This window comes from Agrobacterium sp. SOY23 (genome assembly GCF_027212525.1).
In the GTDB taxonomy this organism is placed as follows: Bacteria; Pseudomonadota; Alphaproteobacteria; order Rhizobiales; family Rhizobiaceae; genus Agrobacterium; species Agrobacterium tumefaciens_I.
Genome location: NZ_JAPWDT010000005.1, coordinates 302,827 through 325,535 on the forward strand (window position 1 = coordinate 302,827; position 22,709 = coordinate 325,535).

At 59.9% G+C, this 22,709-nt stretch carries 22 protein-coding genes; 9 read left to right on the forward strand and 13 right to left on the reverse strand.

Translation table 11 applies throughout. The features are described from left to right. Positions 1-11: 11 nt before the first annotated feature. The 4 genes from O3S81_RS16680 to O3S81_RS16695 all read right to left on the reverse strand — a co-directional run bounded on the left by O3S81_RS16680 (position 12) and on the right by O3S81_RS16695 (position 5,013). Positions 12-1,193 carry a glycosyl transferase family 1 gene (locus O3S81_RS16680; protein ID WP_269344902.1) on the reverse strand — a complete coding sequence of 394 codons (1,182 nt, stop codon included), beginning with the start codon at positions 1,191-1,193 and terminating at the stop codon, positions 12-14. 25 nt (positions 1,194-1,218) lie between these two features. Further along, positions 1,219-2,010, reverse strand: a complete 792-nt coding sequence (locus O3S81_RS16685) for a glycoside hydrolase family 16 protein (protein ID WP_269344904.1) — start codon at positions 2,008-2,010, stop codon at positions 1,219-1,221. Between the two features lie 4 nt (positions 2,011-2,014). Then, positions 2,015-3,163 (reverse strand): acyltransferase family protein, encoded by a 1,149-nt coding sequence (locus O3S81_RS16690; RefSeq protein ID WP_331284196.1) that lies wholly within the window; start codon positions 3,161-3,163, stop codon positions 2,015-2,017. A gap of 371 nt (positions 3,164-3,534) precedes the next feature. Further along, positions 3,535-5,013 carry a lipopolysaccharide biosynthesis protein gene (locus O3S81_RS16695; RefSeq protein WP_269344907.1) on the reverse strand — a complete coding sequence of 493 codons (1,479 nt, stop codon included), beginning with the start codon at positions 5,011-5,013 and terminating at the stop codon, positions 3,535-3,537. Positions 5,014-5,131: 118 nt separating this feature from the next. Here O3S81_RS16695 and O3S81_RS16700 point away from each other — a divergent pair, with 118 nt between their 5' ends. Both O3S81_RS16700 and O3S81_RS16705 read left to right on the forward strand, forming a co-directional pair. Further along, positions 5,132-6,097 (forward strand): glycosyltransferase family 2 protein, encoded by a 966-nt coding sequence (locus O3S81_RS16700; RefSeq protein ID WP_269344910.1) that lies wholly within the window; start codon positions 5,132-5,134, stop codon positions 6,095-6,097. Between the two features lie 52 nt (positions 6,098-6,149). Further along, positions 6,150-7,118 (forward strand): polysaccharide pyruvyl transferase family protein, encoded by a 969-nt coding sequence (locus O3S81_RS16705; protein ID WP_269344912.1) that lies wholly within the window; start codon positions 6,150-6,152, stop codon positions 7,116-7,118. A gap of 230 nt (positions 7,119-7,348) precedes the next feature. Here the strand turns inward: O3S81_RS16705 and O3S81_RS16710 are convergent, their stop codons facing one another. Beyond that, entirely contained in the window at positions 7,349-8,338 is a 990-nt protein-coding gene (locus tag O3S81_RS16710) for a glycosyltransferase family 2 protein (protein ID WP_269344914.1), read from the reverse strand. A 110-nt stretch (positions 8,339-8,448) separates the two neighbouring features. Then, positions 8,449-8,727, reverse strand: a complete 279-nt coding sequence (locus O3S81_RS16715; RefSeq protein WP_269345142.1) for an exopolysaccharide production repressor protein — start codon at positions 8,725-8,727, stop codon at positions 8,449-8,451. Between the two features lie 342 nt (positions 8,728-9,069). On the opposite strand from O3S81_RS16715, the gene O3S81_RS16720 reads away from it, so the two are divergent. Beyond that, positions 9,070-9,336, forward strand: a complete 267-nt coding sequence (locus tag O3S81_RS16720) for a DUF6074 family protein (RefSeq protein ID WP_269344915.1) — start codon at positions 9,070-9,072, stop codon at positions 9,334-9,336. 71 nt (positions 9,337-9,407) lie between these two features. Here the strand turns inward: O3S81_RS16720 and O3S81_RS16725 are convergent, their stop codons facing one another. Both O3S81_RS16725 and rpsU read right to left on the reverse strand, forming a co-directional pair. After that, positions 9,408-10,304 (reverse strand): tetratricopeptide repeat protein, encoded by an 897-nt coding sequence (locus O3S81_RS16725; RefSeq protein WP_269344917.1) that lies wholly within the window; start codon positions 10,302-10,304, stop codon positions 9,408-9,410. A 133-nt stretch (positions 10,305-10,437) separates the two neighbouring features. Then, on the reverse strand, positions 10,438-10,665 hold the full coding sequence (gene rpsU, locus O3S81_RS16730; RefSeq protein ID WP_003508541.1) for a 30S ribosomal protein S21: 228 nt from the start codon (positions 10,663-10,665) through the stop codon (positions 10,438-10,440). Positions 10,666-10,982: 317 nt separating this feature from the next. Here rpsU and O3S81_RS16735 point away from each other — a divergent pair, with 317 nt between their 5' ends. Genes O3S81_RS16735 through O3S81_RS16755 form a run of 5 tightly spaced genes read left to right on the forward strand, consistent with a single transcriptional unit; the run spans position 10,983 to position 16,476 of the window. Next, positions 10,983-12,236: a sarcosine oxidase subunit beta family protein gene (locus tag O3S81_RS16735; RefSeq protein WP_269344921.1), complete on the forward strand. Its 1,254-nt coding sequence runs from the start codon at positions 10,983-10,985 to the stop codon at positions 12,234-12,236. Beyond that, entirely contained in the window at positions 12,236-12,646 is a 411-nt protein-coding gene (locus O3S81_RS16740; protein ID WP_269344922.1) for a hypothetical protein, read from the forward strand. The genes O3S81_RS16735 and O3S81_RS16740 overlap by 1 nt, the downstream gene beginning before the upstream one ends. A gap of 11 nt (positions 12,647-12,657) precedes the next feature. After that, on the forward strand, positions 12,658-12,972 hold the full coding sequence (locus O3S81_RS16745; RefSeq protein ID WP_269344924.1) for a sarcosine oxidase subunit delta: 315 nt from the start codon (positions 12,658-12,660) through the stop codon (positions 12,970-12,972). Continuing rightward, positions 12,969-15,929: a sarcosine oxidase subunit alpha gene (locus O3S81_RS16750; RefSeq protein ID WP_269344925.1), complete on the forward strand. Its 2,961-nt coding sequence runs from the start codon at positions 12,969-12,971 to the stop codon at positions 15,927-15,929. Before O3S81_RS16745 ends, O3S81_RS16750 begins: the two co-directional genes overlap by 4 nt. Continuing rightward, positions 15,922-16,476 (forward strand): sarcosine oxidase subunit gamma, encoded by a 555-nt coding sequence (locus O3S81_RS16755; protein WP_269344926.1) that lies wholly within the window; start codon positions 15,922-15,924, stop codon positions 16,474-16,476. The genes O3S81_RS16750 and O3S81_RS16755 overlap by 8 nt, the downstream gene beginning before the upstream one ends. On the opposite strand, the gene O3S81_RS16760 is transcribed toward O3S81_RS16755, so the two are convergent. From O3S81_RS16760 to O3S81_RS16770, 3 genes are read right to left on the reverse strand one after another with little or no spacing between them, the layout of a single operon-like run. Then, positions 16,473-17,513 carry a DUF2332 domain-containing protein gene (locus O3S81_RS16760; protein WP_269344927.1) on the reverse strand — a complete coding sequence of 347 codons (1,041 nt, stop codon included), beginning with the start codon at positions 17,511-17,513 and terminating at the stop codon, positions 16,473-16,475. The two genes, O3S81_RS16755 and O3S81_RS16760, sit on opposite strands and share 4 nt — an antisense overlap. 21 nt (positions 17,514-17,534) lie before the next feature. Then, positions 17,535-18,023: a MaoC family dehydratase gene (locus tag O3S81_RS16765; RefSeq protein ID WP_269344929.1), complete on the reverse strand. Its 489-nt coding sequence runs from the start codon at positions 18,021-18,023 to the stop codon at positions 17,535-17,537. Position 18,024: 1 nt separating this feature from the next. Continuing rightward, positions 18,025-18,384, reverse strand: coding sequence for a winged helix-turn-helix transcriptional regulator (locus O3S81_RS16770; protein ID WP_269344931.1), 360 nt, complete (start codon positions 18,382-18,384; stop codon positions 18,025-18,027). A gap of 128 nt (positions 18,385-18,512) precedes the next feature. Here O3S81_RS16770 and O3S81_RS16775 point away from each other — a divergent pair, with 128 nt between their 5' ends. Next, positions 18,513-18,947: a GFA family protein gene (locus O3S81_RS16775; protein ID WP_269344933.1), complete on the forward strand. Its 435-nt coding sequence runs from the start codon at positions 18,513-18,515 to the stop codon at positions 18,945-18,947. 61 nt (positions 18,948-19,008) lie between these two features. Here the strand turns inward: O3S81_RS16775 and glgX are convergent, their stop codons facing one another. Continuing rightward, complete coding sequence (glgX, locus tag O3S81_RS16780) at positions 19,009-20,976, reverse strand: glycogen debranching protein GlgX (RefSeq protein ID WP_269344934.1); 1,968 nt, start codon at positions 20,974-20,976, stop codon at positions 19,009-19,011. Between the two features lie 103 nt (positions 20,977-21,079). Then, positions 21,080-22,708: an alpha-D-glucose phosphate-specific phosphoglucomutase gene (locus tag O3S81_RS16785; RefSeq protein WP_269344936.1), complete on the reverse strand. Its 1,629-nt coding sequence runs from the start codon at positions 22,706-22,708 to the stop codon at positions 21,080-21,082. Position 22,709 lies beyond the last annotated feature (1 nt).

Sequence of the window (22,709 nt, forward strand, 5' to 3'; positions counted from 1 at the left end):
CCCCCTACGCACTACACGGGTGAAAACTGCGCATCACGGGCATGGCCGGAGGCGGATTTGGCAAGCGAGGACAAGTGCTGGACCAGTTGACGGCAATCGTCGCGGTCGGTCAGCCATTGTTTCCTGTCGAGTGCCGAGAGGGTGTTGAAGGCGGCCGCATAGGTTTGCGGGTTCATCCGGGCAAACAGTGCGGCCAGATCATCAGCACCCGCATTTTGCAGGACGAAGCCGATATCGCGCTTTTCGGTGAAGCGGGCAGTTTCCGTGCCGGCAAGCGCAATCGGCAGGGTGCCATAAAGGCAACCTTCGTAAAGCCGGTTGGGCAGGAGCCAGCTGGAATTCTGGCCCTCCTCGAAAAAGTCGATGGCCCAGGTGAACTGCACCTCGTTGTAGATGGTCGCGAGATCCTCGGGGTTCTTGTAAGGCCCATGGAAATGCACATGCGGGGCTGCGGCCACAAAGCCATCGAAATCGGCAAATTCCGAATAGGCCGGCCGGCCGCGCAGGATGATTTCGACCCTGCCTTCCATGCGGCGGGCAAATTCGGCGAGGATTTCGAGCGATTTGCGGCAGCGAAGCGCGCCGAACCAGCCGATTTTCCAGGGCTCGCCGGGGGCGGGCGGGCGTGGCTGCGGGGCAGCGGCAACGGTGGCGTCAAGCGCCAGCACCTTGTTTTCCTGCAAGAGGACGGGAAGGTTGAGCCCCGAGACGGGCTTGAAATAATGCTCCACGAAAGCAGGAGAACTCGTCACCAGCAGCTTGGCGTCACGGGCGAAATAACGCTGCGCGGCATTCAGCAACTGCCCGGGCTTGCCCTTGTTCAGAAGCAGGCGGTGAATGTCGAGACATTCGTAAACCAGCGCTGGCTGGTTGGAATAGATGGACATGGCGCGCTTTGCCAGGGCCAGCATTTCCAGATTTCGGGCGAGGATGACATCGGGAACCGGGATGTCGCGCAAGGTTTTGCCGAGCGAAAGGCTGGCTTTTGCCACCGCCGCCATGCGCTGCAGAAACTGCCCGTCGGCGGTTTCTCCGAGCACAACGGGAACGACACTCTCGATTTCCGCCAGCCGGTTCTGACCGCGCCGGAAACCGGCCAGCGTGACCAGCGCCCCACCCGCCAGCAAGGTCAGCACCCGCCGGCGAATGGCGGGATCCGACAGATCATGCGCGAGGTAAAGAACATGGGTCATGCGGGGTTCCGGTTTTTAAGAACGGTCAGTTGAGGGCGCAGGCGATGGATTCCGGGAACTGGCACTTGTCGCCGAGCGCCGTGAAGGCGAAACGGTCGACGATCATCTGCGTCGCGCCGGCATAAGAAAACGCGCCCATCCAGTCCTTCAGCGTGTCGGTTCCCCACAGGCTGAAGAAAATCTTCTGGGCGTTTTGCGGGATTTTCGTCTCGTCCGTCACTTCATGGACGAGCTTGCCGTTGACGTAATAGCGCAGGCGCTGCGGCTCCCATACGAAGGCGTAATCGTTGAAGCCGGCATCGGCTCCCCCCTCCACCGGCACCAGCTTCTCATTGCCGCCCTTGGCGGAAATATACTGGTTGAGCTGCACCTTGCCGGTATTCTTGCCCAGCACCTCGAAGTCGATTTCGTCATGCGGCTTCTTGTCGGTCGGCCCGATATAGGTAAAGAAGGCGGAGTTCAGGCCCGAGCCGGTGGCGGCTTTCATCCGTGCTTCATAGGTGCCGTAGCGATAACGCCCCTTGGTCTGGATCTCACCGCAGGCGAATTTGCGATCGCCGGCCTTGGCTTCCTCGAAGCCGAGCGTGAGCTGGCCGTTTTCCACCGTTGCCAGCTTCTTCGACCAGGTGCAGTTCTGGTGCGCGCCGTTGTTCCAGCCGTCGGAGACGTACCAGAAGCTTCTGTCCATGGAATCGAAGTTCTCGATGAAGGATGCGCCATTCCCTTCCTGCGCCTGGCCCGGCGTCGCAAAAGGGGCGGCCAGAAGGGCCGCGGCGAGAAAAATGCGTGTCTGAACGCGGGTGACAAATGTTGTCATTAGTTCACCTCTGTCGTTGCGAATAAAGCGTTTCGGATGTCGGCGGGCCGATCATGGCGGCCCGTTTTGCCGCAAAGTCGGCCTTCGTCTTGCCTTTGCCGTTCCGGCTTCCGGTCAGCACGGAATAGAGGGCTGGCAGATATTTGCGGGTCTGGGCGTTGCTGATCACCAGAATGACGAAGGCGGAAAGCGTCGCGCTGATATAGAAGGCGGGATAGAAATCCGGTCCGCCCTTGTTCCACACCATCCACATGATGACGAGCAAAGGGTAGTGGGCGCAGAATATCCAGAAGCTCAGGCTGCCGGTTTCGGCAAGCCGCTGGCCAAGCCGGCTGCGGATCAGGATCGCCGAGGAAACCCAGAAACCAAGTGCGCCGAAGACCGCAAGCAGATTGCGCGACATATTGAGCCAGAAGGTGAATTCCGGACCGGTGAAATAAAGTCCCGTCGCCAATATGGCCGAGGCGGCAAAGGTTAGCGCCATGATCGGCACGGCATAGGGGTCAAGCGCCTTGACATCGACCCGGTGCAGCGCAAGCGCAATGCCGAGCGAGAAGCTGAAAAGGATGGATTTTTTCTGGACGATGAAGATCGTCAGATCCGGCATGGCGGTGATGATGAGCAGGATCGCCAGCGTCGGCAGCGCGAAGCGGCGCATCAGAAAAGCGAGCACCGGCGACAGCAGGATGCAGACGAAGAGATCACGCAGGAAATAAAGCGGCACATTCACCGGCAACTCTTCGAGCGCCGTTCCGTGGCTGATGATTTCACGCGGGCTGGCGTTCCACAGGTCAGGGAAATAACCCACGCCGACATCGAACAGCTGGATCAGCAGCACGACGGAAAACAGCGCGCCATTCCAAAGGAGGAAAGGCAGCAGCACGGTTTTCGACTTGGAGCGGATTGTCGCCGGATAATCGAAACTGCTCATGCCGCGGCGAAACAGAAGGTAACCGGAAATGGCGCTGAGACAGGGCACGCCGATGCGGAACAGGGCATCGCCCAGAAAAACGCGCAGCCAGTCGAAGAAGCCGTAAAGGCCAAGAAACGGGCTGGTTTCGGCATTGTGCGGCACATGGACGAACACAATCCCCGAGATCAACAATATGCGCATCAAATTGATACGGGAGGATAGGTTCTGATCGACAGTCACATCAGTCACCCCTATTGGGCGGCGTCCACCCACGCCGCGTTGCAACCAGAGCGAACTTAAGCCCGCGCTGGAAAGTCTGGTTTCGACTTTGGGATAAAATGTGGCGACGCGGGAAAAACACAAGCTTAGAATTTGCGGGTGATTGTCTGGCGTTAGCGCCATTCTTGCCGCCGAGAAAATTCAAGAGATTGAAATTGCTATAATTTCCGCAAAGTCTGGCATCGTTAAAAATCGCTGAAGCGTGCGAAATTGTCATTTGTCGCGATGTTGCGCTGCAAAAACAGCTGTTACGTGCCCTTGCCGCGGTGAATGAAATCACCGCGGAAAAGCCGCTTCACGGCGGAAATGAGGCGCGTTTTTTTATGAGGTTGCTAACCTTGGGTTGCGGCGTCCTGCACGCGCCGGGATTTGACCATTCCGAAGATTTTTTTGAGCAGCGCACGCTCGGTCAGCAGGATGAGCACCGCATAGATGACGCCACCGACAGCGGCGCCGATGAGGACCTGAAGGGTGGCGCTGGGGATACGGTCCGCAAGGATGTGAAGCAGATAGCGCACCGCAAGACCCATGATCAGCGCTGCGATCATCGGCCTGCTGCTGACGTAAAGGCCGCGGAAAAACGGCGTGTCGCTCGCCTTGAACACCGCCCAGGAATAGGCAACCAGCGTCACCGCATTGACGATGCACAGCCACACCATGGCATCGATCAGCGTGCCATAAAGGGCGGCGAGCCAGACCGCGACCGTAGTGACGATGGCGCGGATCGTCGCCGACCAGAACAGCACGCGGCCGTAACCCGCGCCCTTCAGATAGGGGATGAAGGTGCTGCAGGGCGTCAGAATGGCCTTGGAAAGTGCCAGAAGACCGAGAACTGGCCAGGCATAGGCCCAGTTCTGCCCGAAGATCACCAGCATGGCCGGTTCCGCTACGGCCCAGAGGCCGAACATCATCGGCGCCAAAAGCACGGTCAGCACCTGGGTACTGAACATCAGCGCGTCGCGGCGGCGCTGCGGGTCGTCCATCATGCGGCTGAAGGCGGGAAACAAAACGCCCATGACGGCGGACAGAACCACCTGGTTGGGGATGCTGGCAAAGCGGTTGGAGGCGGAATAGGCGCCGGCATCCGCCAGCCCGAGATGTCGGGCGATCACCACCATCGGCGACTGGAAGGTGACGAAATTGGCGATTTCCGAGCCCATAAGCCCCGAGCTGAAGCCGAGAAGCGGTACCAGCCGGCGCGGTTTCATGACGAAACGCGGGCAATAACGGGACACGGCGTAAAGCCCGACGAGCCGGATGAGGGCGGCGGCAAATAGCTGGATGATAAGCGCCCAGACGCCGAAGCCGAGAAAGGCGAGAGCCACTGCGACAATGGCCGCAATGCTTTCCGATGCCATGCTCCACAGCGCGTCCTTGCTGAAATTCATGCGCCGGGCGAGCAGCGAATAGGCGACATCGCCGGCAAGCTGCAGCGGAATGAGGAAGGCCATGATGCGCAGGAGATAGGCGCTTTCCACCGCGCCGAGCAACCCGCCGAAAAATTCCGCCCAGATGTAAAGGGCGGCGGCCATGGTGCAGGAAATCGCCAGATTGGCCCAGAAGACGGTATGGATCGTATCCATATCCTCTTCCTTCTCGACGATCAGCGCGGAGGTCAGTCCTGCGCCGGCGATCATGGTCAGGAACTGTACAACCGTAAGTCCTACCGCAACCACGCCGAATTCTTCCGGGGAGAGCAGTCTTGCAAGAATGGGGACCGTGACAAATTTAAGCCCGAATGTCCCTGTTTTTGATAAAACGCTCCAGCCGACATTCGTGGTGATGGTCTTTACATTTGGCGCTGGGGGCATACAAGCATCCTGTTTCTGGAGGCCGGCGGGAGGAAAGCCGGTTGGGAGTTGCCGATACCATCGGGGCCGCTTTTAGGATCGGGCCCGACACTTCTTGATCAACGCAAGGGGCGAAACAATGGCAAGATTTACTGTCGTCATTCCCTATTACCAAAAGCAGCACGGTGTCTTGGGACGTGCGCTCGCATCGGTTTTTGCGCAGACTTACCAGGATTTCGATCTTGTCATCGTGGATGACGAATCGCCATACCCGATCGACAAGGAACTTGCGGAACTTTCGCAGGTTGAGAAAGACCGGATTATCGTCATTAAACAGGCCAATGCCGGTCCGGGCGGCGCCCGCAACACCGGTCTCGACCATGTGCCTGAGGGTACCGACTATGTCGCTTTCCTCGATTCCGACGATATCTGGACACCCGATCATCTGCAGAATGCGGCCTTCGCGCTAGAGACTTACGGCGGCGAGTGCTATTGGGCATCCATGCAGGCAAGTGACGAATTTTATTATCATTTCGCCATTTCCGAACTGGAAAAGAATGAGGGCGCGGCACGGCTTTCCGAGAAGCCGCTGGTGATCGAGCTGCCGGATCTCGCAAGCGTCATGCTGCGCAACTGGAGCTTCCTGCATCTCTCCTGCATGGTGATCGGCCGTCCGCTTTTTGAAAGGATCCGTTTCGACCCGGCGCTTCGTCTGGCGGCCGAAGACGTGTTGTTTTTCTGCGATTCCATCCTTGCATCGAAGCGCACGCTGCTGTGTGACGATGCGGGCGCGATGCGCGGAATGGGCGTCAATATCTTCCACAGCATCGACAATACCTCGCCGGAATTCCTGCGCCAGCAGTTCAATACCTGGGTGGCGCTCGATACGCTGGAAGGCCGTTTTTCACGCCGGCCGGCCGATGTTGCCTCCATTGCTTCCTATAAAAACACGGCGCGCAAACAGGCGCTGTGGAGCCAGGCGGGCAATCTGAAACGGCGCAAGGCACCCGAATTCGGGCTGCTGCTGAAGTGGGCGATGCGTGATCCGGCACTTCTGCGGGCTGCTTTCGAACTCGGTGCGGGAAAAATCGTCCGCTCACGATAAGCGAATTCTCGCCCGCAAGAATTTATATGTTTTTCACCCCAGGAGTGACCTCATGAAACCTTACCACTGGGAATCTCACCACGGCAATTTCGGTGATGATCTCAATCTGTGGCTGTGGGATTTTCTGCTCCCCGGCCTGCGCGATGTGCATGATGATGTCATGCTGGTCGGCGTCGGCACCGTTCTGAACGATGTTCTTTTGCCCGCAAAACAGCGCAAGCTGGTCATCGGCAGCGGTTATGGTTATGGCGCGGTGCCGGATACCAGCACCGAATTCTGGGATATTCGCTGCGTGCGCGGCGAAAAAACCGCCGCCAAGCTCGGGCTTTCCCCGGAAAAGGGCATCGTCGATCCGGCCGTGATGGTAACGGAGATGCCGGAGTTCAAAAACCTGCCGAAACTTCACAAGAAGACCTTCGTTCCCCATTGGGAATCGGCGGAATTCGGCATGTGGGAAACCGTGTGCGAACCGGCGGGTCTGACCTACCTTGACCCGCGCGGCGAGGCGAAAGCCGTCATCCGCGCCATCGCCCAGTCGGAATTCATCGTTGCCGAATCGATGCACGGCGCAATCCTAGCCGATGCCTTCCGCGTGCCATGGGTCGCGGTCAGCACTTCGCCGTCGATCAACAGCTTCAAATGGAGCGACTGGGCCAACAGCGTGGGTGTTGAATATCAGCCGCGTTATGTTCCGGTTTCCACTCGCGCCGAGGCCGCGAAAAAGGGCTCGCGCTTCTGGGGCATGAGCTTCCCGCCGCCATCAGCCCCCGTCATCACTGATGCCGGTTCTGCCCCGGCGCATGAGGGCCCGGCGCATGAGGGTGATGTGATGGTCCGGCCGCAGGAAACGCAACCCCGGTCATTGCGCAAACTGGCGAAGCAGGTGCTGGCCGCACCTTCCACGCTGGCGCTCTGGCAGGCAAGCCGTGCGGAGCCGCGTCTCAGCCCGGATGGCCGGCTGGAGGAGCGCAAGGAGCGTTTTGCCGCCGTTCTGGAAACGGTGAAGCGGGATTATCTCTGAGGGTGAAGGCAGTGGATGCGGCAGAGAACTCCCTGCCGCCTTTACTCGGGAATGCCGTCCTCTGACTTCTCTGTCGTCATTGCTCGCACGCCGCTCATGCCAATTGCGCCGACGTCATCCTCGGGCTTGTCCCGAGGGTCTGCAACGTTTCGATTTTGTTCAATGGGATTAGATCCTCGGCACAGGGCCGAGGATGACGGCAGAAAATTTGGTGAGGTGGTCTTTCCCCCTCACGAAACCGGCGTGCCATCCAGCAGATAACGCACATCCCGCACTGGCGGCGATTTGCGGAAGCGGGCGGTCTTGTCGCTCCAGATGCCGCGCGTGATGGCGGGCAGGGCGGGCAGCCGCACAAGGGCGTGGCTCAGTGCGCCGCCCATGCCTTTCTGCTTTTTTGCATCGAGAAAATGGCGCAGCTCGAATTTGGCGCGGACATGTCTTTCATGTTCGCGCAGGATCGCCGTTTCCTCCGCGGAAAGCTTGCAGCCCGCCAGAATCGCCCTGTCCGCCTCGTATAAGCGGCGAAGATCGTCGGTGCGATGACGGCCGCTCAACGAGTTGCCGCGCACGATCGCGCCATAACCGCAATGGCGGATGACCTTGTAACGGGCGCCGGCGGCAAGTGCGCGTACATAAAGCTCATAGTCCTCGCCAAGCCGCAGCGCCTCGTCGTAACGCAGCGCGTGTTTGTCGAGAAAAGCGCGGCGTATCACCGGTTTCAGGAAGCCGGTTTCCCCGCGTTCGATGCCGGGCCTGGAAATATTGCCTTCCACGAATTCCGTGAGCGACAGATACCGCGCCTGCGGTTCAAAGCGTGCTGGCTGCAGGGAGGAGGCGCCGGGAACCGATTGCTGGATGAAGGCAATATTGTCGGCCACGAGGTCCCAGTCGTCATCGGCCAGCATGGCGGCAAAACGGCCGCTGAAAAAGAAATCATCCGCATCGAGAATGCTGATGAGCGGGGCAGAGGAAATCGAAATCGCATGGTTGCGGGCCGCCGAAGGGCCGCGATTGACGTCGAATCGCACAACCCTCAAACGCCCCGTGCCGTCATCCGCCGCATGCGCAACTTCGCTCGTCGTGTCGGTGGAACCGTCGTCGATCACGACGACCTCACCGACTTCCGGCTCCGCGAGGGCGGAGCGTATGGCGATATCGATCGTTTCGGATGCATTTTTCGCAGCGATGATGACGCAAATGGGCTGTGAACCGCTCACCATGTGTTGTCCTTCTGCTTTGACCAACCGTCAGGATTTGGCCAGCAGAAAGTGTCAGGCGTGTGGATGCAAGCGATTTTTTTGCGACGCAATAAAAGAAGATGCGCGAAGCGTCACATATCCGTCAGTTTCGCACCATGTGGCGGGGCGCTTTTAGCCGTATCCGCCGTCAGGGTTTCCGCGGCACGATCCCGCGAGAAGGTCTCCCGCATCCGCCGTTTTTCCCGGGCGACGAGAACCAGAATCCCAATAAAATAACCGACTTGCAGAATGACGGCGCAGATGAGGGTCTGGATGAATGCCGTATAGAAGGAGCCGTGGATGAAATATGTGGCAACCGCAAAGGTAAGCAATGCACCGATCATGCTGAAAAAAACACGAGGTGCATACATGGTGCTCTCCTCCCGAGAACGATTTCTCCATTTCTGACTGCGGTGCGGCATTCTTTTTTCTTTGCAAGAAATATACGATGAGACCGGTGTTGTTTCAACACACATATACTTCTTCTAAGGGTTGCGGCATGAAATTTCGGTAATCTCGATTGGTAAATTCCTCGGTAATTGCTGATTCGCCCCGACCAGGCCTGCCGAAAACACCCGTTCCTGCTTCTGAGAGGCGGTAAAACCCTTTCGCCGACGGCCCTTGCGAGCCGTCTTGGGCGCTCTGCAGACTTCGTTAACCATCTCGCCTTTAAAAAGTCGGTATTGATTCCTCAGCAAGAGCAAGGTGCCCGCGTGACAACGAGTTCAGAAGTAATCGCCTTTCCGGCAAAGAACCGCATTGCCGACGTAAAACGATGTGCAACCATGCTCGACCGGCTGCATGGTGTGGAGGCGAATGATTTCTGGCGCAGGGAGTGCCGTGAACTGGCCGCCCGTCTGACGGCGCTCGGTTATGAGGACGCCGCCATGCGGCGCGAGGTCATGGAATTTCAAAATGCGGTACAGGCGGAATTGTGGACGGGTGACGTTGCGCCCGAGGCGCGCCGCGACAGCCATTGAGGCTTTGGGATTTCCCATAAAAAAGCCGGCGGGTGTCACACCTGCCGGCTTTTTTGTTGATTCCCGTTTGATCAGGAGGCGCTGGCGCCGCGCGTGCGGGCCACGCCGTCCAGTGCCGGCTTGTATTTCGGGTCGAGTCGGGCCGCATGCCCGTAGGACTTGGCAGCCTTGGGCATCTCGCCGCGCCGCTCATAGACCAACGCCTGGTTGGCCCAGGATTCTGCCACGTTGCCATCCAGCGAAATGGCGTGGTTGAAATCGGCAAAGGCGTTTTCGTCGTCATTCAGCGCGACATAAGAAAGGCCACGGCCGTTATAGGGCTCCGGCGATGTCGACGAAAGCGAGATTGCCTTGGAGAAGTCCTCGATGGCCTGCGCATGCTGGTTGCGCAGCTGGTAGATCAGGCCGCGATTGTGCCAGGCGCGTCCGTCGGTGGTTTCCAGCTCGATGGCGCGGGAAAAATCGTTGAAGGCTTCGTTCACGCGCCCGGACTGGCGGTAAAGATTGCCGCGGCCGATCAACGCCACATCATAGCTCGGGTTGATCTGCAGGGCGGCGTTGTAGTCCTGCAGGGCCTGCTGCTGCTGCCCGGTATTGCGATAGACGAGCGCGCGGTTGGCATAGGCCTGATAAAAGCGCGGATTGAGCTGCAGCGCCTTGTTGAAATCCTCGATGGCACGGCGCGAATCGCCGGCACGGCCATAAGCCGAACCACGGACATTGTAGCCTTCCGGATCCTGCGGATTGGCGTTGATGACCGAGGTCAGCGAGGCGATGTTTTCCTGCGAACCCTGGGCGCGGTCGATTCTGAACACATCTTCCGTCTGGTTGGATGTCGCACAGCCGGAAAGACCGGCAAGAACGGTGCAGACGACCAGAGAAGCGCGAAACCCTCTGTTGTTTTTCAATGGCATCCGGTGCCTGGAGGCATCGGCGTTTTTCACAACACAGGCGTCGACAGCGATCATTCGGTGTGGGTTCCCTCGCAGGCCGGTCTCACGGTCGTTTTCAAGAGCGTTCTCCGGCCACAAACACAAAGAGCGGCGGCGAATTGATCGCCCCCGCCCAACAAGCATTCAAAAACGTCCAAAAGACGGCCTATTAACGGCCTGCGCGGGGGCCTGCAACCAGACCTTCGCGCTGTGCACGCTTGCGTGCCAGCTTGCGAACGCGGCGAACGGCTTCAGCCTTTTCGCGGGCGCGCTTCTGGGAGGGCTTTTCGTAATAATCGCGCATTTTCATTTCACGGAAAATGCCTTCGCGCTGCATCTTTTTCTTCAGGGCGCGGAGCGCCTGATCAACGTTATTGTCGCGGACTAGTACCTGCACGTGAATCCCGTTCCTTTAGTTTGGTTATCTTGCTGTGTGAATAAAGGCATTCGCACGCAAACAAAAAATGGTCCGTCCGGCTGTCGAGCTGGGCGATTGGTGACGTGCAATAACAGATCATTTGCAGCAAGTCCAGCCGGTAGCGCATAATCCACCCGCAAAATGCAGCGTGCCCCGCGTTCTTCCCGCAATGTCGAAACAAAATCATTGCGACGTCGCAAAATGAATATTGCCTCCCATCCCGATTTGCCATGTGTATGATACGGGCCGGGCGTATGTTTACGGCCTTTGGCCGGTTCTTGAGGAGCAGACTGCGAATGCGCAAATATTCCGTTTTTGCCGTGGCGCGTGAGGCGTTGCGGGGTCATAAGGGGTGGGATGCGCAATGGGCCTCACCCGAGCCACGCAAGGATTATGATGTCATCATCATCGGCGGTGGCGGTCACGGACTGGGCGCTGCCTACTATCTGGCCAAGGAACATGGCATCACCAATGTCGCGGTTCTGGAAAAAGGCTGGCTCGGTGGCGGCAATACCGGTCGCAACACCACCATCATCCGCTCCAACTATCTCTATGAAGAGAGCATGGATATCTACGAGCATTCCCTGAAACTGTGGGAAGGCTTGAGCCAGGATCTCAATTATAACGTCATGTATTCGGCGCGCGGCGTGATGATGCTGTCGCACAATATCCATGACCGGCAGTCCTTCAGCCGTCATATCAATGCCAACCGCCTCTACGGAATCGACAACGAGTGGCTGACTCCGGAGCAGGCGAAAGCCTATTGCCCGCCGCTCGATATTTCCGGCAATGCGCGTTATCCCATTAATGGCGCAGCCCTTCAGCGCCGTGGCGGCACGGCACGCCACGATGCGGTGGCGTGGGGTTATGCGCGTGCGGCCTCCGATCGCGGCGTCCACATCATCCAGAACTGCGAGGTCACGGCGATTCGCCGCGGGCCGGACGGGGCGGTGACGGGCGTGGAGACCAATCGCGGTTTCATCGGCGCGAAGAAAATCGGCGTTTCCGCCGCGGGCCACTCCTCCGTCATCATGAAAATGGCTGACGTGCGCGTTCCCCTGCATTCCAACCCGCTGCAGGCGCTGGTGTCGGAACCGCTGAAGCCGATCTTCCCCTGCGTTGTCATGTCCAACACGGTACATGCCTATATTTCGCAGTCGGACAAGGGCGAGCTGGTCATCGGTGCGGGCACGGACCAATATAATTCCTATTCCCAGACCGGCGGTCTCCAGATCATCACCCATACGCTGGACGCCATCTGCGAACTCTTCCCGATCTTCCGCCGCGTCAAGATGATGCGCCAGTGGGGTGGCATCACCGACAACACGCCAGACCGTTCCGCGATCCAGAGCGTGACGCCGGTGCCTAACCTCTTCGTCAATTGCGGCTGGGGCACGGGCGGGTTCAAGGCGACGCCGGGTTCGGCCAACCTCTTTGCGCATCTCATCGCCCGCGGTGAACCGCATCGCCTCGCAGCCGGTCTGACGCTCGACCGGTTCCGCACCGGCCGCCTTATCGATGAGGCTGCCGCTGCCGCGGTGGCGCATTGATGCTGGCGGCGGCCATGCTTGCGATCAACATATCCGGCGCGGCAGTGGCCGTGCCCGTTGGCAGCGTCATTCCCGAGGCGAAGGACTTTCGCAGCCAGAAGATTGCAAAGATGCAGGGCGAGAAAGACTGGCCTTTCGTGGCGGAAAAAGGCCTGCTTCTCTGTGCTCCAAGTCTCGCGGACAAGATGGTTTATTTTGTCGGCGAGAAGGAGGATGGCGAGCAGGATTACCCCTTTGCGATCGACACCGACATGATGGCGGTCGCCATCGTTAATATGGGCCGGGCCTCGGCGCTGCGCCCTTTCGATAATTTCGAGCAGCTTTTAAAGCGGCTTTCCCCCTTCGTGGCCATGGGGAAGCGGCTGTGTGACCAACCCGCCGGAACAGTGCTTCCGGAAAATTCTCTCTAGGTGGAGCGACGATGCTTCTGATCCATTGCCCCTATTGCGGGGAAGACCGTTCCGAACTGGAATTCCGCTGGGCGGGCGAAGCCCATATTGCCCGGCCGGAAAACATCGCCGATATTTCCGACGAGGCCTTCGCGGAATATTTCTTCATTCGCGACAATGACAAGGGCCTCGTTTTCGAGCGCTGGCGGCATATTCACGGCTGCGGCCGGTTCTTTAACGCCGCCCGCGATTCGGTGAGCGACAAATTCCTGATGACCTACAAGGCCGGCGAACCGAAACCCGATGTCGAAACGGTCCTTTCCGCAGAAAAGGGAGCCGGGCAATGAGCGGCGATTATCGTATCAAGGGTGCGGGCCGTCTCACTCCGGCCAGAACCGCGCGTTTCACCTTCGACGGCAAGATTTATTCGGCGCTGGAGGGCGATACCGTTGCGTCAGCGCTTCTGGCCAATGGCGTGCATCTGATCGGCCGCTCGTTCAAATATCACCGTCCGCGCGGTTTCCTGTCCGCCGGGCCGGAAGAGCCGAACGCGCTGATCGACGTTTCCCGCGACAGTCTGCGCAAGCAGCCCAATGTGCGCGCCACGGTGCAGGAAGTGTTCGACGGCGCCATCATCGCCTCGCAGAACCGTTTTCCGTCGCTGTCCTTCGATCTGAGCGCCATCAACGACCTCCTGTCGCCGATGTTCGCGGCCGGTTTCTACTACAAGACCTTCATGTGGCCGAAGGCCGCCTGGCACAAGATTTACGAACCGCTGATTCGTCGCGCCGCCGGTCTCGGCAAGGCGCCGCGCGAGCCGGATGCGGATCATTATTCCGGCCGTTATGCCCATTGCGACGTGCTGGTGGCCGGTGCCGGCGTTGCCGGCCTGACGGCAGCTCTCTCGGCGGCGAAAACCGGAGCCAGCGTCATTCTGGTGGATGAAAATGCCGAAGTCGGCGGCGTGCTGCGCTTCGATACCGGCGTGGTGATCGACGGTATTCCCGGTTACGAGTGGGCGCAGAAGGTTCTCGCCGAGCTGCAAGCGATGCCCAATGTGCGGGTTCTGACGCGTACGACGGCCTTCGGTTATTACAACCACAATTTCATCGCGCTGGCGGAACGGGTCACCGATCATCTCGCCACGCCGGCCAGACACCAGCCGCGTGAACGGCTGTGGCAGGTGCGCGCCAAAAAGGTGGTGCTGGCCGCAGGTGCAATCGAGCGCCACATGGTTTTTGCCAATAATGACCGGCCGGGCATCATGCTGGCTTCGGCGGCCCGCATTTATCTCAACCATTACGGCGTATCCGTCGGCCACAACGTGGGTGTCTACACCGCGCATGATTCGGCCTATGAGACGGCCTTCGACCTGAAGAAGGCCGGCGTGAAGATCGCCGCCATCGTCGATTGCCGCGAAAACCCGGATCAGCGCCTGCTGGACGAGGCACGGGCGCTCGGCATCGAAGTGCTGGCGGGCCACAGCGTTTATAATACCGCCGGCCGCCTGCGCGTCTCTTCCATGACCGTTGGCCGCAATGGCGGCTCCAACAAGCGCAAGATCGCCATCGATGCGCTTGTCGTTTCGGCGGGGTGGACACCTTCGGTGCATCTCTTCTCGCAATCGCGTGGCAAGCTGAAGTTTGACGCGGCGAACCAGCGCTTCCTGCCGGATATTCATGTGCAGAACTGCGTTTCCATCGGCGCCTGCAACGGCACGGATGATCTTGATGCGCTGATTGCCGAATCGGCCGCCGCCGGCGGCGGCTCGGTGGAATTCTCGGGCGAAAATGCCCGGGCCTGGACGGGCGGCATGATCGGTGCTGCCGAAGGCGCGGGTGAGGGCACCGGCGTCAAGGCCTTCATCGATTTCCAGCACGATGTCTGCGCCAAGGATATTCGCCTTGCCGTGCGCGAAGGCATGCACTCCGTCGAGCATATCAAGCGCTTCACCACCAATGGCATGGCGTCCGATCAGGGCAAGATGTCGAACATGCATGGCCTCGCCATCGCATCGGAAGCGCTTGGCCGGGATTTGCCCAAGGTCGGTCTCACCACCTTCCGCCAGCCCTATACGCCGGTCACTTTCGGCACGCTCATCAACCATTCGCGCGGCGCGCTGTTCGACCCGGCTCGCAAGACGCCGATGCATGAGGAAGAACTGGCGGCCGGTGCGGTATTTGAAGATGTCGGCAACTGGAAGCGTGCGTGGTTCTTCCCGCGGGCAGGTGAGGACATGCATGAGGCGATCAATCGCGAATGCAAGACGGTGCGTGAGAGCGTCGGCGTGTTCGATGCCTCGACACTCGGCAAGATCGAAGTGGTCGGCCCCGATGCGGCGAAGTTCCTGAACCTCATTTACACCAATGCCTGGGATACGCTGAAACCCGGCCGCTGCCGTTATGGCATCATGACCCGCGAAGACGGCTTCGTTTACGATGACGGCGTCGTCGGGCGTCTGGCCGAAGACCGTTTCCATGTGACGACGACCACGGGCGGCGCGCCGCGTGTTCTGCAGCATATGGAAGATTATCTCCAGACCGAATTCCCCGATCTCAACGTCTGGCTCACCTCTGCCACCGAACAATGGGCGGTGATTGCCGTGCAGGGGCCGAAGGCGCGCGAGGTGATCGCGCCTTTCGTCGAGGGCATCGATCTGTCGCCGGAGGCCTTCCCGCATATGGCGGTGGCAGAAGGCAAGTTCTGCGGTGTGCCGACGCGGCTTTTCCGCGTCTCCTTCACCGGAGAACTCGGTTTCGAAATCAATGTTCCGGCCGACTACGGTGCAGCTGTCTGGTCCGCGATCCGCGCCAGGGCGGAAGCGGTCGGCGGTTGCCTTTATGGCACCGAGACGATGCATATCCTGCGTGCGGAAAAGGGTTATATCATCGTCGGCCAGGATACGGACGGCACGGTGACACCTGACGATGCCGGGCTCGCCTGGGCCGTTTCCAAGAAGAAGACGGATTTCGTCGGCATTCGTGGCCTGAAGCGCATTGATCTTACGCGTACTGGCCGCAAGCAGCTTGTCGGCCTGAAAACGAAGGACAGGCTAACGGTGCCCGATGAAGGCGGCCAGATCGTTACCGATCCGAACCAGCCGAAGCCGATGACCATGCTCGGCCATGTCACCTCGGCTTACTGGTCGGAAAATCTCGGCCATTCCATCGCTTTTGCGCTGGTGGCGGATGGCAGGGCGCGCATGGGCGAAACGCTCTATATTCCGCTTGCCGATAAAACCATTGCCGTCGAAGTGACCGACATGGTCTTCCTCGACAAGGAAGGAGCCCGTCTCAATGGCTGACATGCTGCACGCAAAACGCAAATCCGTGCTCGAGGATTTTCACGGCGGCTCGCCCTTCGTTTCGCTGAAACCCGCCGCTTCCGCATCGCGGCTGTCGTTGCGGGCGCGGGAAAGCGCCGTGCCGGCGCTTTCGGAAGCGCTTGGCCTTGCCTTGCCCACCAAACCGAAGACTTCGGTAACTTCGGGCCTGCGCTCGGCTCTGTGGCTCGGCCCGGATGAATGGCTGGTGATCGATCAGGGCGAGAGCGACCTGGTGGCGGCGCTTGCCGGCGTCTCCGGCCTGTTCTCCGCAACCGATGTTTCCCACCGCAACACGGCCGTCATCGTTTCCGGCCCCGGCGCGGAAGCAGCACTCAATGCCGGCTGCCCGCAGGACCTGTCTCCGGCAAGGTTCCCGGTCGGCGCCTGCTCGCGCACGGTTTTCGGCAAGGCAGAAGTGGTGCTGCTGCGCACGGCGGATGATACGTTCCGGGTGGAATGCTGGCGCTCCTTTGCCGAATATGTCGGTGGGCTATTGCAGGAAGCGGCGGCCGACGTGGCGGTTTAGCGCCTCCACCCCCGCCATTCGACCCATCGACCATGGAAATCGGCACGGCCGATCTCCTGTTTCTCGCCCGTCGGCCAGATTTGCAGGGTAATGGCGGCACCACCCGGTGTCGCATCCGCCTCCATCTGCAGGCGGGCAAGCGGGGCATCCAGCGTGGCGCGGGCGCCGGCCTCGGCGATCAATGCCTCGCCCGCCTGTTTCAGGGCATCCGGCAGATATTGCCAGGCGATGGAGTGATAGACGACATGGGCCGCGCCGGGATATTGCGTGGAAAGGCGGCATTTCAGCCAGTCGATCGCATCGGCTTTTTCCACCCGCAGGCCGTTCTCCACCGCGATCCGTAACGCCGCCGCGGTGCGTTCCAGCCTGTCGGTCTGGTCAGCCCAGATATAGGACATCAGCCGCAGGCGATCCTCGGTCGAAGAGGGGTCGAGCGGGTTGAGGTCGCATCCGGCGCGTTCGATAACCTCGATCCGCCCATCCGGAGGGGTGTTCCCGCGCCATTCCGGAGACTGGAAGACTTCGGATTGTTCGCCCCATGCAAAATCACCGAGACGATACCGGTATCGGTCGAATTGCAGGTTGAGCCCGGCGCTCGCTCCCACCTCGGAGAGTACGAGCGGCTTGCCGGTGCGCTCTGCTATCGAAAGAAAGCCCGGCAACAGCACGGCGGAACGGCGGACCTCGTTGGTCTGCGGCGGTGATTTCAGTCTTTCGAGGATAAAGACCTGATGGAACCGCAGGGCGCTGGCGCAGGCCTGCCACAACGCCTCCTCGTCATCAGGCGCAATATCGACAAGCGGCGCGATTTTTTCCTTGATGGCCAGCGCATGCAGGGCGCCCGCCAGCCGCAGGGGAACGGAATCACCGGAGGGGCCGACATCGCCGGGCCAGGACAGGATTGTCTCGCCGACTTCCGTCTGGCGGTCGAGCCGTGCCGCCATGGCGCGACAAAGCCGTGCGGTAAAGGGGGAACCGAGGCTGTCACAGGCCTTTGCCTGCACGAGAAACGCATTCCTTACGGCTTCGTCATGCATGCGGTCTCTCCCTTTTTGCGTTCAGGCGTCTTCCGGCCTGTCTTCCGGGTTGAATTGGCTGATGGTGGTCCAGCGGGCGGTGAGCGCCGGCTTTTTCTCGTTTTCGATTTCCACCGTCACGTCATAGGTCGTCATCAACATGGCCGCACCGCGAAAACGCGCTTCCGCCAGCGTGAAATGGCCGCGCACCCGCGCACCGCTTTTCACCGGCGTGACGAAACGAACGGCATCGAAGCCATAATTAATGCCCATGGTCTGCTCGCGAATGCGGGGCAGAGCGTCGTAATTCAGCGCCGAAAGCAGGGAGAGCGTCAGGAACCCGTGGGCGATGGTGCCGCCGAAGGGGCTTTCCGCCTTTGCGCGCTCCGGGTCGGTATGGATGAACTGTTCATCCAGCGTTGCCTTTGCGAAGGCGTTTATCATCGTCTGGTCAACGGTGATCCAGTCGGAGACACCCATTTCCGTGCCAACGCGGCCCTTCATCTCCGCCAGCCCAATGTCCTTGGTCATGTTACCTCGTTTGCGGTTCGGTCGCTTGTTGCGCTTTCCAGTGCTCATGCTGCTTCCCCCATTGTGACATGGTGGTGACAGCGTGGTTCAGGCTGAAGCCGTGCTGCGTGATCGAATATTCGACCCGTGGCGGCACTTCGCCATAATCGCGGCGGCTGATCAGCCCGTCATTCTCCATTTGCCTGAGATGCTGGGTGAGGACTTTTTCGCTGATGCCCGGCAGGGATCGGCGTAATTCCGAGAAACGGTGTGGGCGAAGATGCAGCGACCATAGCAGCGATGGCTTCCATTTGCCGCCAATCGCCTTCAAGGCGCCGCTAAAGCCGCAATCTTCGGTCTCGTCCTTCCGGCCGCTGGTCATGTATCGCCTCCTGACAGATTTCGGCACGAACCTCAAGGTGCGTACTTCATTGTGCCTGACGAAATGGATAGTTTCGCTGCGAGCGCTCACCCAAACCCTGAAAGAGATATCTAGCAAAGAGAGACATCATGAAACCAGATGTTTGTGTGGCGAATGACAGGCTGCGCACGGCAAGCTGTTCCTGCGGGGCCGTGGAACTTGAACTGCATGGTGAGCCGCGCTCGGTTTATGCCTGCGCCTGCAACGAATGCCAGCGTTGCACCGGCACGGCCTTTGCCTATCGTGCCATTTATTCTGACACGGCGATCGCCGGGCGGAAGGGCAATACCAGGGCGTGGCGTCGCAACGGAACCTCGGGGCGCTGGCTGGAGCAGCATTTTTGCGGCGATTGCGGCTCGGTCGTATTCATGAGCGCCGAAGCATTGACGGGCGCGATTTCCGTTTCCGTCGGTTGTTTCGGGGAGGCGGAATTCCCGCCGCCCAAAATGCTGCACTGGCCGGAGCGCATGCACCACTGGCTTTGCCTGGAGGCCATTGCGCAAGCGGCCCCTCTCTCCGCATAAACGGCATCGAACCGGCTTCGAGGACAAGCGGGTATATTCCAACCGAACGGTATATCGCCGGTCAGCCAGGCAATTTCGCGCGCAGATAAAACACCACTGAACGGGCAGGTAGGAAGACGGGATTGCCGAAATCCGTGCCGATTGCGCGCCAGCCATCGCCGGGCAGGGTGAAGGGCACGATCTCGCGGCTGCGGTTGATGAGAACGGCAAGCTCGGCGTCTTCGCCAGTCTTTCGGTCCGGGGTGGAAAGCAGCATGGCGAAGGCCTGTCCATCCGGCCTTTCCCAGTCTGCAACCGTCATCGGATCTCCGGCGGGGGCAAGCCATGTCACGTCGTACCTGCCGGAGAAGAAGCCGGTCTGCGAAAACACGCCGAAACGTTTGCGCAGTGCCGCGAGAAACGCGGTATGGTCGATCAATTCCGGGAAAAGCGATGACCAGCCGAGCCAATTGATCTCATTGTCCTGACAATAGGCATTGTTGTTGCCCTGCTGGCTGCGGCCACCCTCGTCGCCCGCCGTCAGCATCAAGGCGCCACGGCTGACGAAAAGCGTGGAGAGAAGCGCTTTCACATCCGCAAGCCGGGCAGTGAGAATGGTGGGATCGTCGGTCAGGCCTTCAAAACCATTGTTCCAGGAATGGTTGTCATTATGGCCGTCGCGATTGTTCTCGCCGTTTCTTTCATTGTGCTTGTGCTTGTGGCTGACAAGATCGAACAGGGTGAAACCGTCATGGGCGGCAAGGAAGTTGACGCTGCGGCTTTTTAAGCGGCCATGGCGGGAAAAGATCGGTGAGGAGCCGGACAGCGCATTGGCCAGCGCGCCTGTCGTGCTGGCATCACCGCGCCAGAAACGGCGCATGTCGTCGCGGGCGCGATCGTTCCACTCAAGGAAGCTTTCGGGGAAATTGCCGAGCTGATATCCGCCGGGGCCGATATCCCAGGGTTCGGCGATCAATATCCGGTCGTAAAGCGCCGGATCCGAATGCATGGCGGCCAGCGTCTCGCTCGCCATGTCGAAACCCTCGGACGTTCTCCCGAGCACGGGCGCCAGATCGAAACGGAAGCCATCCACGCCGGCATTGAGGACGAAATGCCTGAGGGAATCGATGATGAGCTGACGGATATAGGGATGGTCGCAGGCGACCGTATTGCCGGTGCCGGTATCGTTGACCAGCACGCCGGGGTTTCCCTGCGGGTGGCGGAAAGCGGTGAGATTGTCGAGTCCGCGCAGCGACAGGGTGGAGCCTTGGATATCGCTTTCACCCGTATGGTTGAAGACGAGATCAAGAATGACGCCGATGCCTTGCGCATGCAGCGCCGCAACCGTGTCGCGCAGCTCCCGCATGCCGCCGGGGCAGAGGCGCGGATCGAGCGCCATGAAGCCGACCGGATTATAACCCCAGGCATTGGAAAGCCCGAGCGGCGGCAGGTGGCGTTCATCGATCCAGGCGGTGATGGGCATCAGTTCCACCGCATCGACACCGATTTTTTTTAAATGCGCGAGAATGGCGGGATGGGCAAGTGCGGCGACGGTGCCACGGATATCTTCAGGCACATCAGGATGCAGCTGCGTGAAGGATTTGACGGCCAGTTCGTAAATCAGCCCGCCTTCGGTAAAACGGGGCGGCTGGCGCTTGACCAGCTCATGCTCGGAAAGGATCGCCTTCGGCATGATCGCGCCGGTGTCCGCGCCAAAGGCAAAAAGCAAGGGATCGTGCCGGAAGGGACGGTCGATCTCGGTAGCATAGGGATCGAGCAGCAATTTTGCGGGATCGAACCACAGGCCATGTTCCGGGGCGTAAATGCCGTGAGCGCGAAAGCCATATCGCGTGCCGGGGCCGGCTTGCGCGACTGTGAGCCGATGAACGTCATCTTCGCCGCGGACCATCGGCAGGCGCACCGTCTCTTTCTCACCGGTTTCATCGAAAAGGCAGAGATCGATCTGTGAGGCGTGCCGGGAATAGACCGTAAACTCCGTGCCGTTTTCCGTTCGGGTTGCGCCTTTGGGGAAAACGGGTGGTGTCTGCATGGTCTGTCTCTCCGGAGGGATGGGTGCCTCCTCCAGGCCGGAGAAGGCAGAGGCAAGGCCGAATGAGGGGCGCCTGGGCGTCCCTCATGCTTGGCAGAAACTATCAGGTAATAACGCTCGGTTCGCTGCGGCCGGTATGGGCCTTGATGCCGGCGATCGTATCGGCAACGGTAATCAGGTCGGCGAGCGCCGTCTGTGTTTCGATGCCGTGACGGGCCGCATCCGGCTCGTAACGCTCGACATAAAGGCGAAGCGTTGCACCCGCCGTGCCGGTGCCGGAAAGGCGCAGCACGATGCGTGAGCCGCCTTCGAACAGGATGCGGATGCCTTGATTCTTGCTGACGGACTGGTCGACCGGGTCGTTATAGGCAAAATCATCCGCTGCCGCGACCTTCAGATTGCCGTAGCTGGTGCCCGGCAGCGTCGCGAGCTTTTCACGCAGGGCAGCGACCAGCGTGTTGGCGGCATCCGAATCCACTTCTTCATAATCGTGGCGGGAATAATAGTTGCGGCCATATTCGGCCCAGTGCCTGGTGACGATGTCCTTCACGCTTTCCTTGCGCGCGGCGACAATGTTCAGCCAATAAAGCACGGCCCACAGGCCATCCTTTTCACGCACATGGTTCGAGCCGGTGCCGAAGCTTTCCTCGCCGCAGATCGTAACCTTGCCGGCATCCATGAGATTGCCGAAGAACTTCCAGCCGGTCGGCGTTTCATACATGCCAAGGCCGAGCTTTTCGGCGACGCGATCCGCTGCCGCACTCGTCGGCATGGAACGGGCGATGCCGGAAATGCCGGCGGCGTAACCGGGCGCCAGTTTGGCATTGGCGGCGATGATCGCGAGACTGTCGGACGGGGTGACGAACATGCCCTTGCCGACGACCATGTTGCGGTCGCCATCACCATCGGAAGCGGCGCCGAAATCGGGACCTTCAGGGCTCATGACATCGTCATAAAGCTCCTTGGCATGGACAAGGTTCGGATCGGGGTGATGACCGCCGAAGTCCGGCAGCGGCGTCGCGTTGCGGACAGAGCCTTTTGGAGCGCCGAGGCGTTTTTCGATGATCTCCACGGCATAAGGGCCGGTGACGGCGCTCATGGAATCGACGACGACCTTGAAGCCGCCGGCGATGAGGGCACGGATGGCGGCGAAATCGAACAGCTCTTCCATCAGCGCGGCATAATCGGCGACCGGATCGATGACTTCGACCGTCAGCTCATCCACCTTGAAGCTGCCGATCCTGTCGAGATCGATATCGGCGGCATCGGAGATTTTGTAGCTATCGATGACCTTCGAACGGGCATAGATCGCATCGGTGATCTTTTCCGGCGCGGGGCCGCCATTGCCGATATTGTATTTGATGCCGAAATCTTCGTTCGGGCCGCCGGGATTGTGGCTGGCGGAAAGCACGATACCGCCGAAGGCCTTGTATTTGCGGATGACGTTCGAGGCGGCTGGCGTGGAGAGAATGCCGCCCTGACCGACCAGAACCTTGCCGAAACCGGCGGCGGCGGCCATCTTGATCGCCTTCTGGATGACTTCGCGGTTGTAATAACGGCCGTCGCCGCCGATCACCAGCGTCTGGCCCTGAAAGCCTTCAAGCGCGTCGAAGATCGACTGGATGAAGTTTTCCGCATAATTTTCCTGGGCGAAGACTGGCACCTTCTTGCGCAGGCCGGATGTGCCCGGCTTCTGGTCCTGATAGGGCTTCGTCTGTACGGTGTTGATCATT

Excerpts from the sequence above, each read along its gene's own strand:
- O3S81_RS16695 (WP_269344907.1), bottom strand. The coding sequence starts at position 5,013 with ATGCCCCCAGCGCCAAATGTAAAGACCATCACCACGAATGTCGGCTGG.
- O3S81_RS16760 (WP_269344927.1), bottom strand. The coding sequence starts at position 17,513 with ATGCATGACGAAGCCGTAAGGAATGCGTTTCTCGTGCAGGCAAAGGCC.
- O3S81_RS16715 (WP_269345142.1), bottom strand. The coding sequence starts at position 8,727 with ATGTATGCACCTCGTGTTTTTTTCAGCATGATCGGTGCATTGCTTACC.
- O3S81_RS16705 (WP_269344912.1), top strand. The coding sequence starts at position 6,150 with ATGAAACCTTACCACTGGGAATCTCACCACGGCAATTTCGGTGATGAT.
- O3S81_RS16770 (WP_269344931.1), bottom strand. The coding sequence starts at position 18,384 with ATGACCAGCGGCCGGAAGGACGAGACCGAAGATTGCGGCTTTAGCGGC.
- O3S81_RS16755 (WP_269344926.1), top strand. The coding sequence starts at position 15,922 with ATGGCTGACATGCTGCACGCAAAACGCAAATCCGTGCTCGAGGATTTT.
- O3S81_RS16725 (WP_269344917.1), bottom strand. The coding sequence starts at position 10,304 with ATGATCGCTGTCGACGCCTGTGTTGTGAAAAACGCCGATGCCTCCAGG.
- O3S81_RS16750 (WP_269344925.1), top strand. The coding sequence starts at position 12,969 with ATGAGCGGCGATTATCGTATCAAGGGTGCGGGCCGTCTCACTCCGGCC.
- O3S81_RS16785 (WP_269344936.1), bottom strand. The coding sequence starts at position 22,708 with ATGATCAACACCGTACAGACGAAGCCCTATCAGGACCAGAAGCCGGGC.
- O3S81_RS16700 (WP_269344910.1), top strand. The coding sequence starts at position 5,132 with ATGGCAAGATTTACTGTCGTCATTCCCTATTACCAAAAGCAGCACGGT.
- O3S81_RS16710 (WP_269344914.1), bottom strand. The coding sequence starts at position 8,338 with ATGGTGAGCGGTTCACAGCCCATTTGCGTCATCATCGCTGCGAAAAAT.
- O3S81_RS16685 (WP_269344904.1), bottom strand. The coding sequence starts at position 2,010 with ATGACAACATTTGTCACCCGCGTTCAGACACGCATTTTTCTCGCCGCG.
- O3S81_RS16745 (WP_269344924.1), top strand. The coding sequence starts at position 12,658 with ATGCTTCTGATCCATTGCCCCTATTGCGGGGAAGACCGTTCCGAACTG.
- O3S81_RS16680 (WP_269344902.1), bottom strand. The coding sequence starts at position 1,193 with ATGACCCATGTTCTTTACCTCGCGCATGATCTGTCGGATCCCGCCATT.
- O3S81_RS16765 (WP_269344929.1), bottom strand. The coding sequence starts at position 18,023 with ATGACCAAGGACATTGGGCTGGCGGAGATGAAGGGCCGCGTTGGCACG.
- glgX (WP_269344934.1), bottom strand. The coding sequence starts at position 20,976 with ATGCAGACACCACCCGTTTTCCCCAAAGGCGCAACCCGAACGGAAAAC.
- O3S81_RS16740 (WP_269344922.1), top strand. The coding sequence starts at position 12,236 with ATGCTGGCGGCGGCCATGCTTGCGATCAACATATCCGGCGCGGCAGTG.
- O3S81_RS16735 (WP_269344921.1), top strand. The coding sequence starts at position 10,983 with ATGCGCAAATATTCCGTTTTTGCCGTGGCGCGTGAGGCGTTGCGGGGT.
- O3S81_RS16775 (WP_269344933.1), top strand. The coding sequence starts at position 18,513 with ATGAAACCAGATGTTTGTGTGGCGAATGACAGGCTGCGCACGGCAAGC.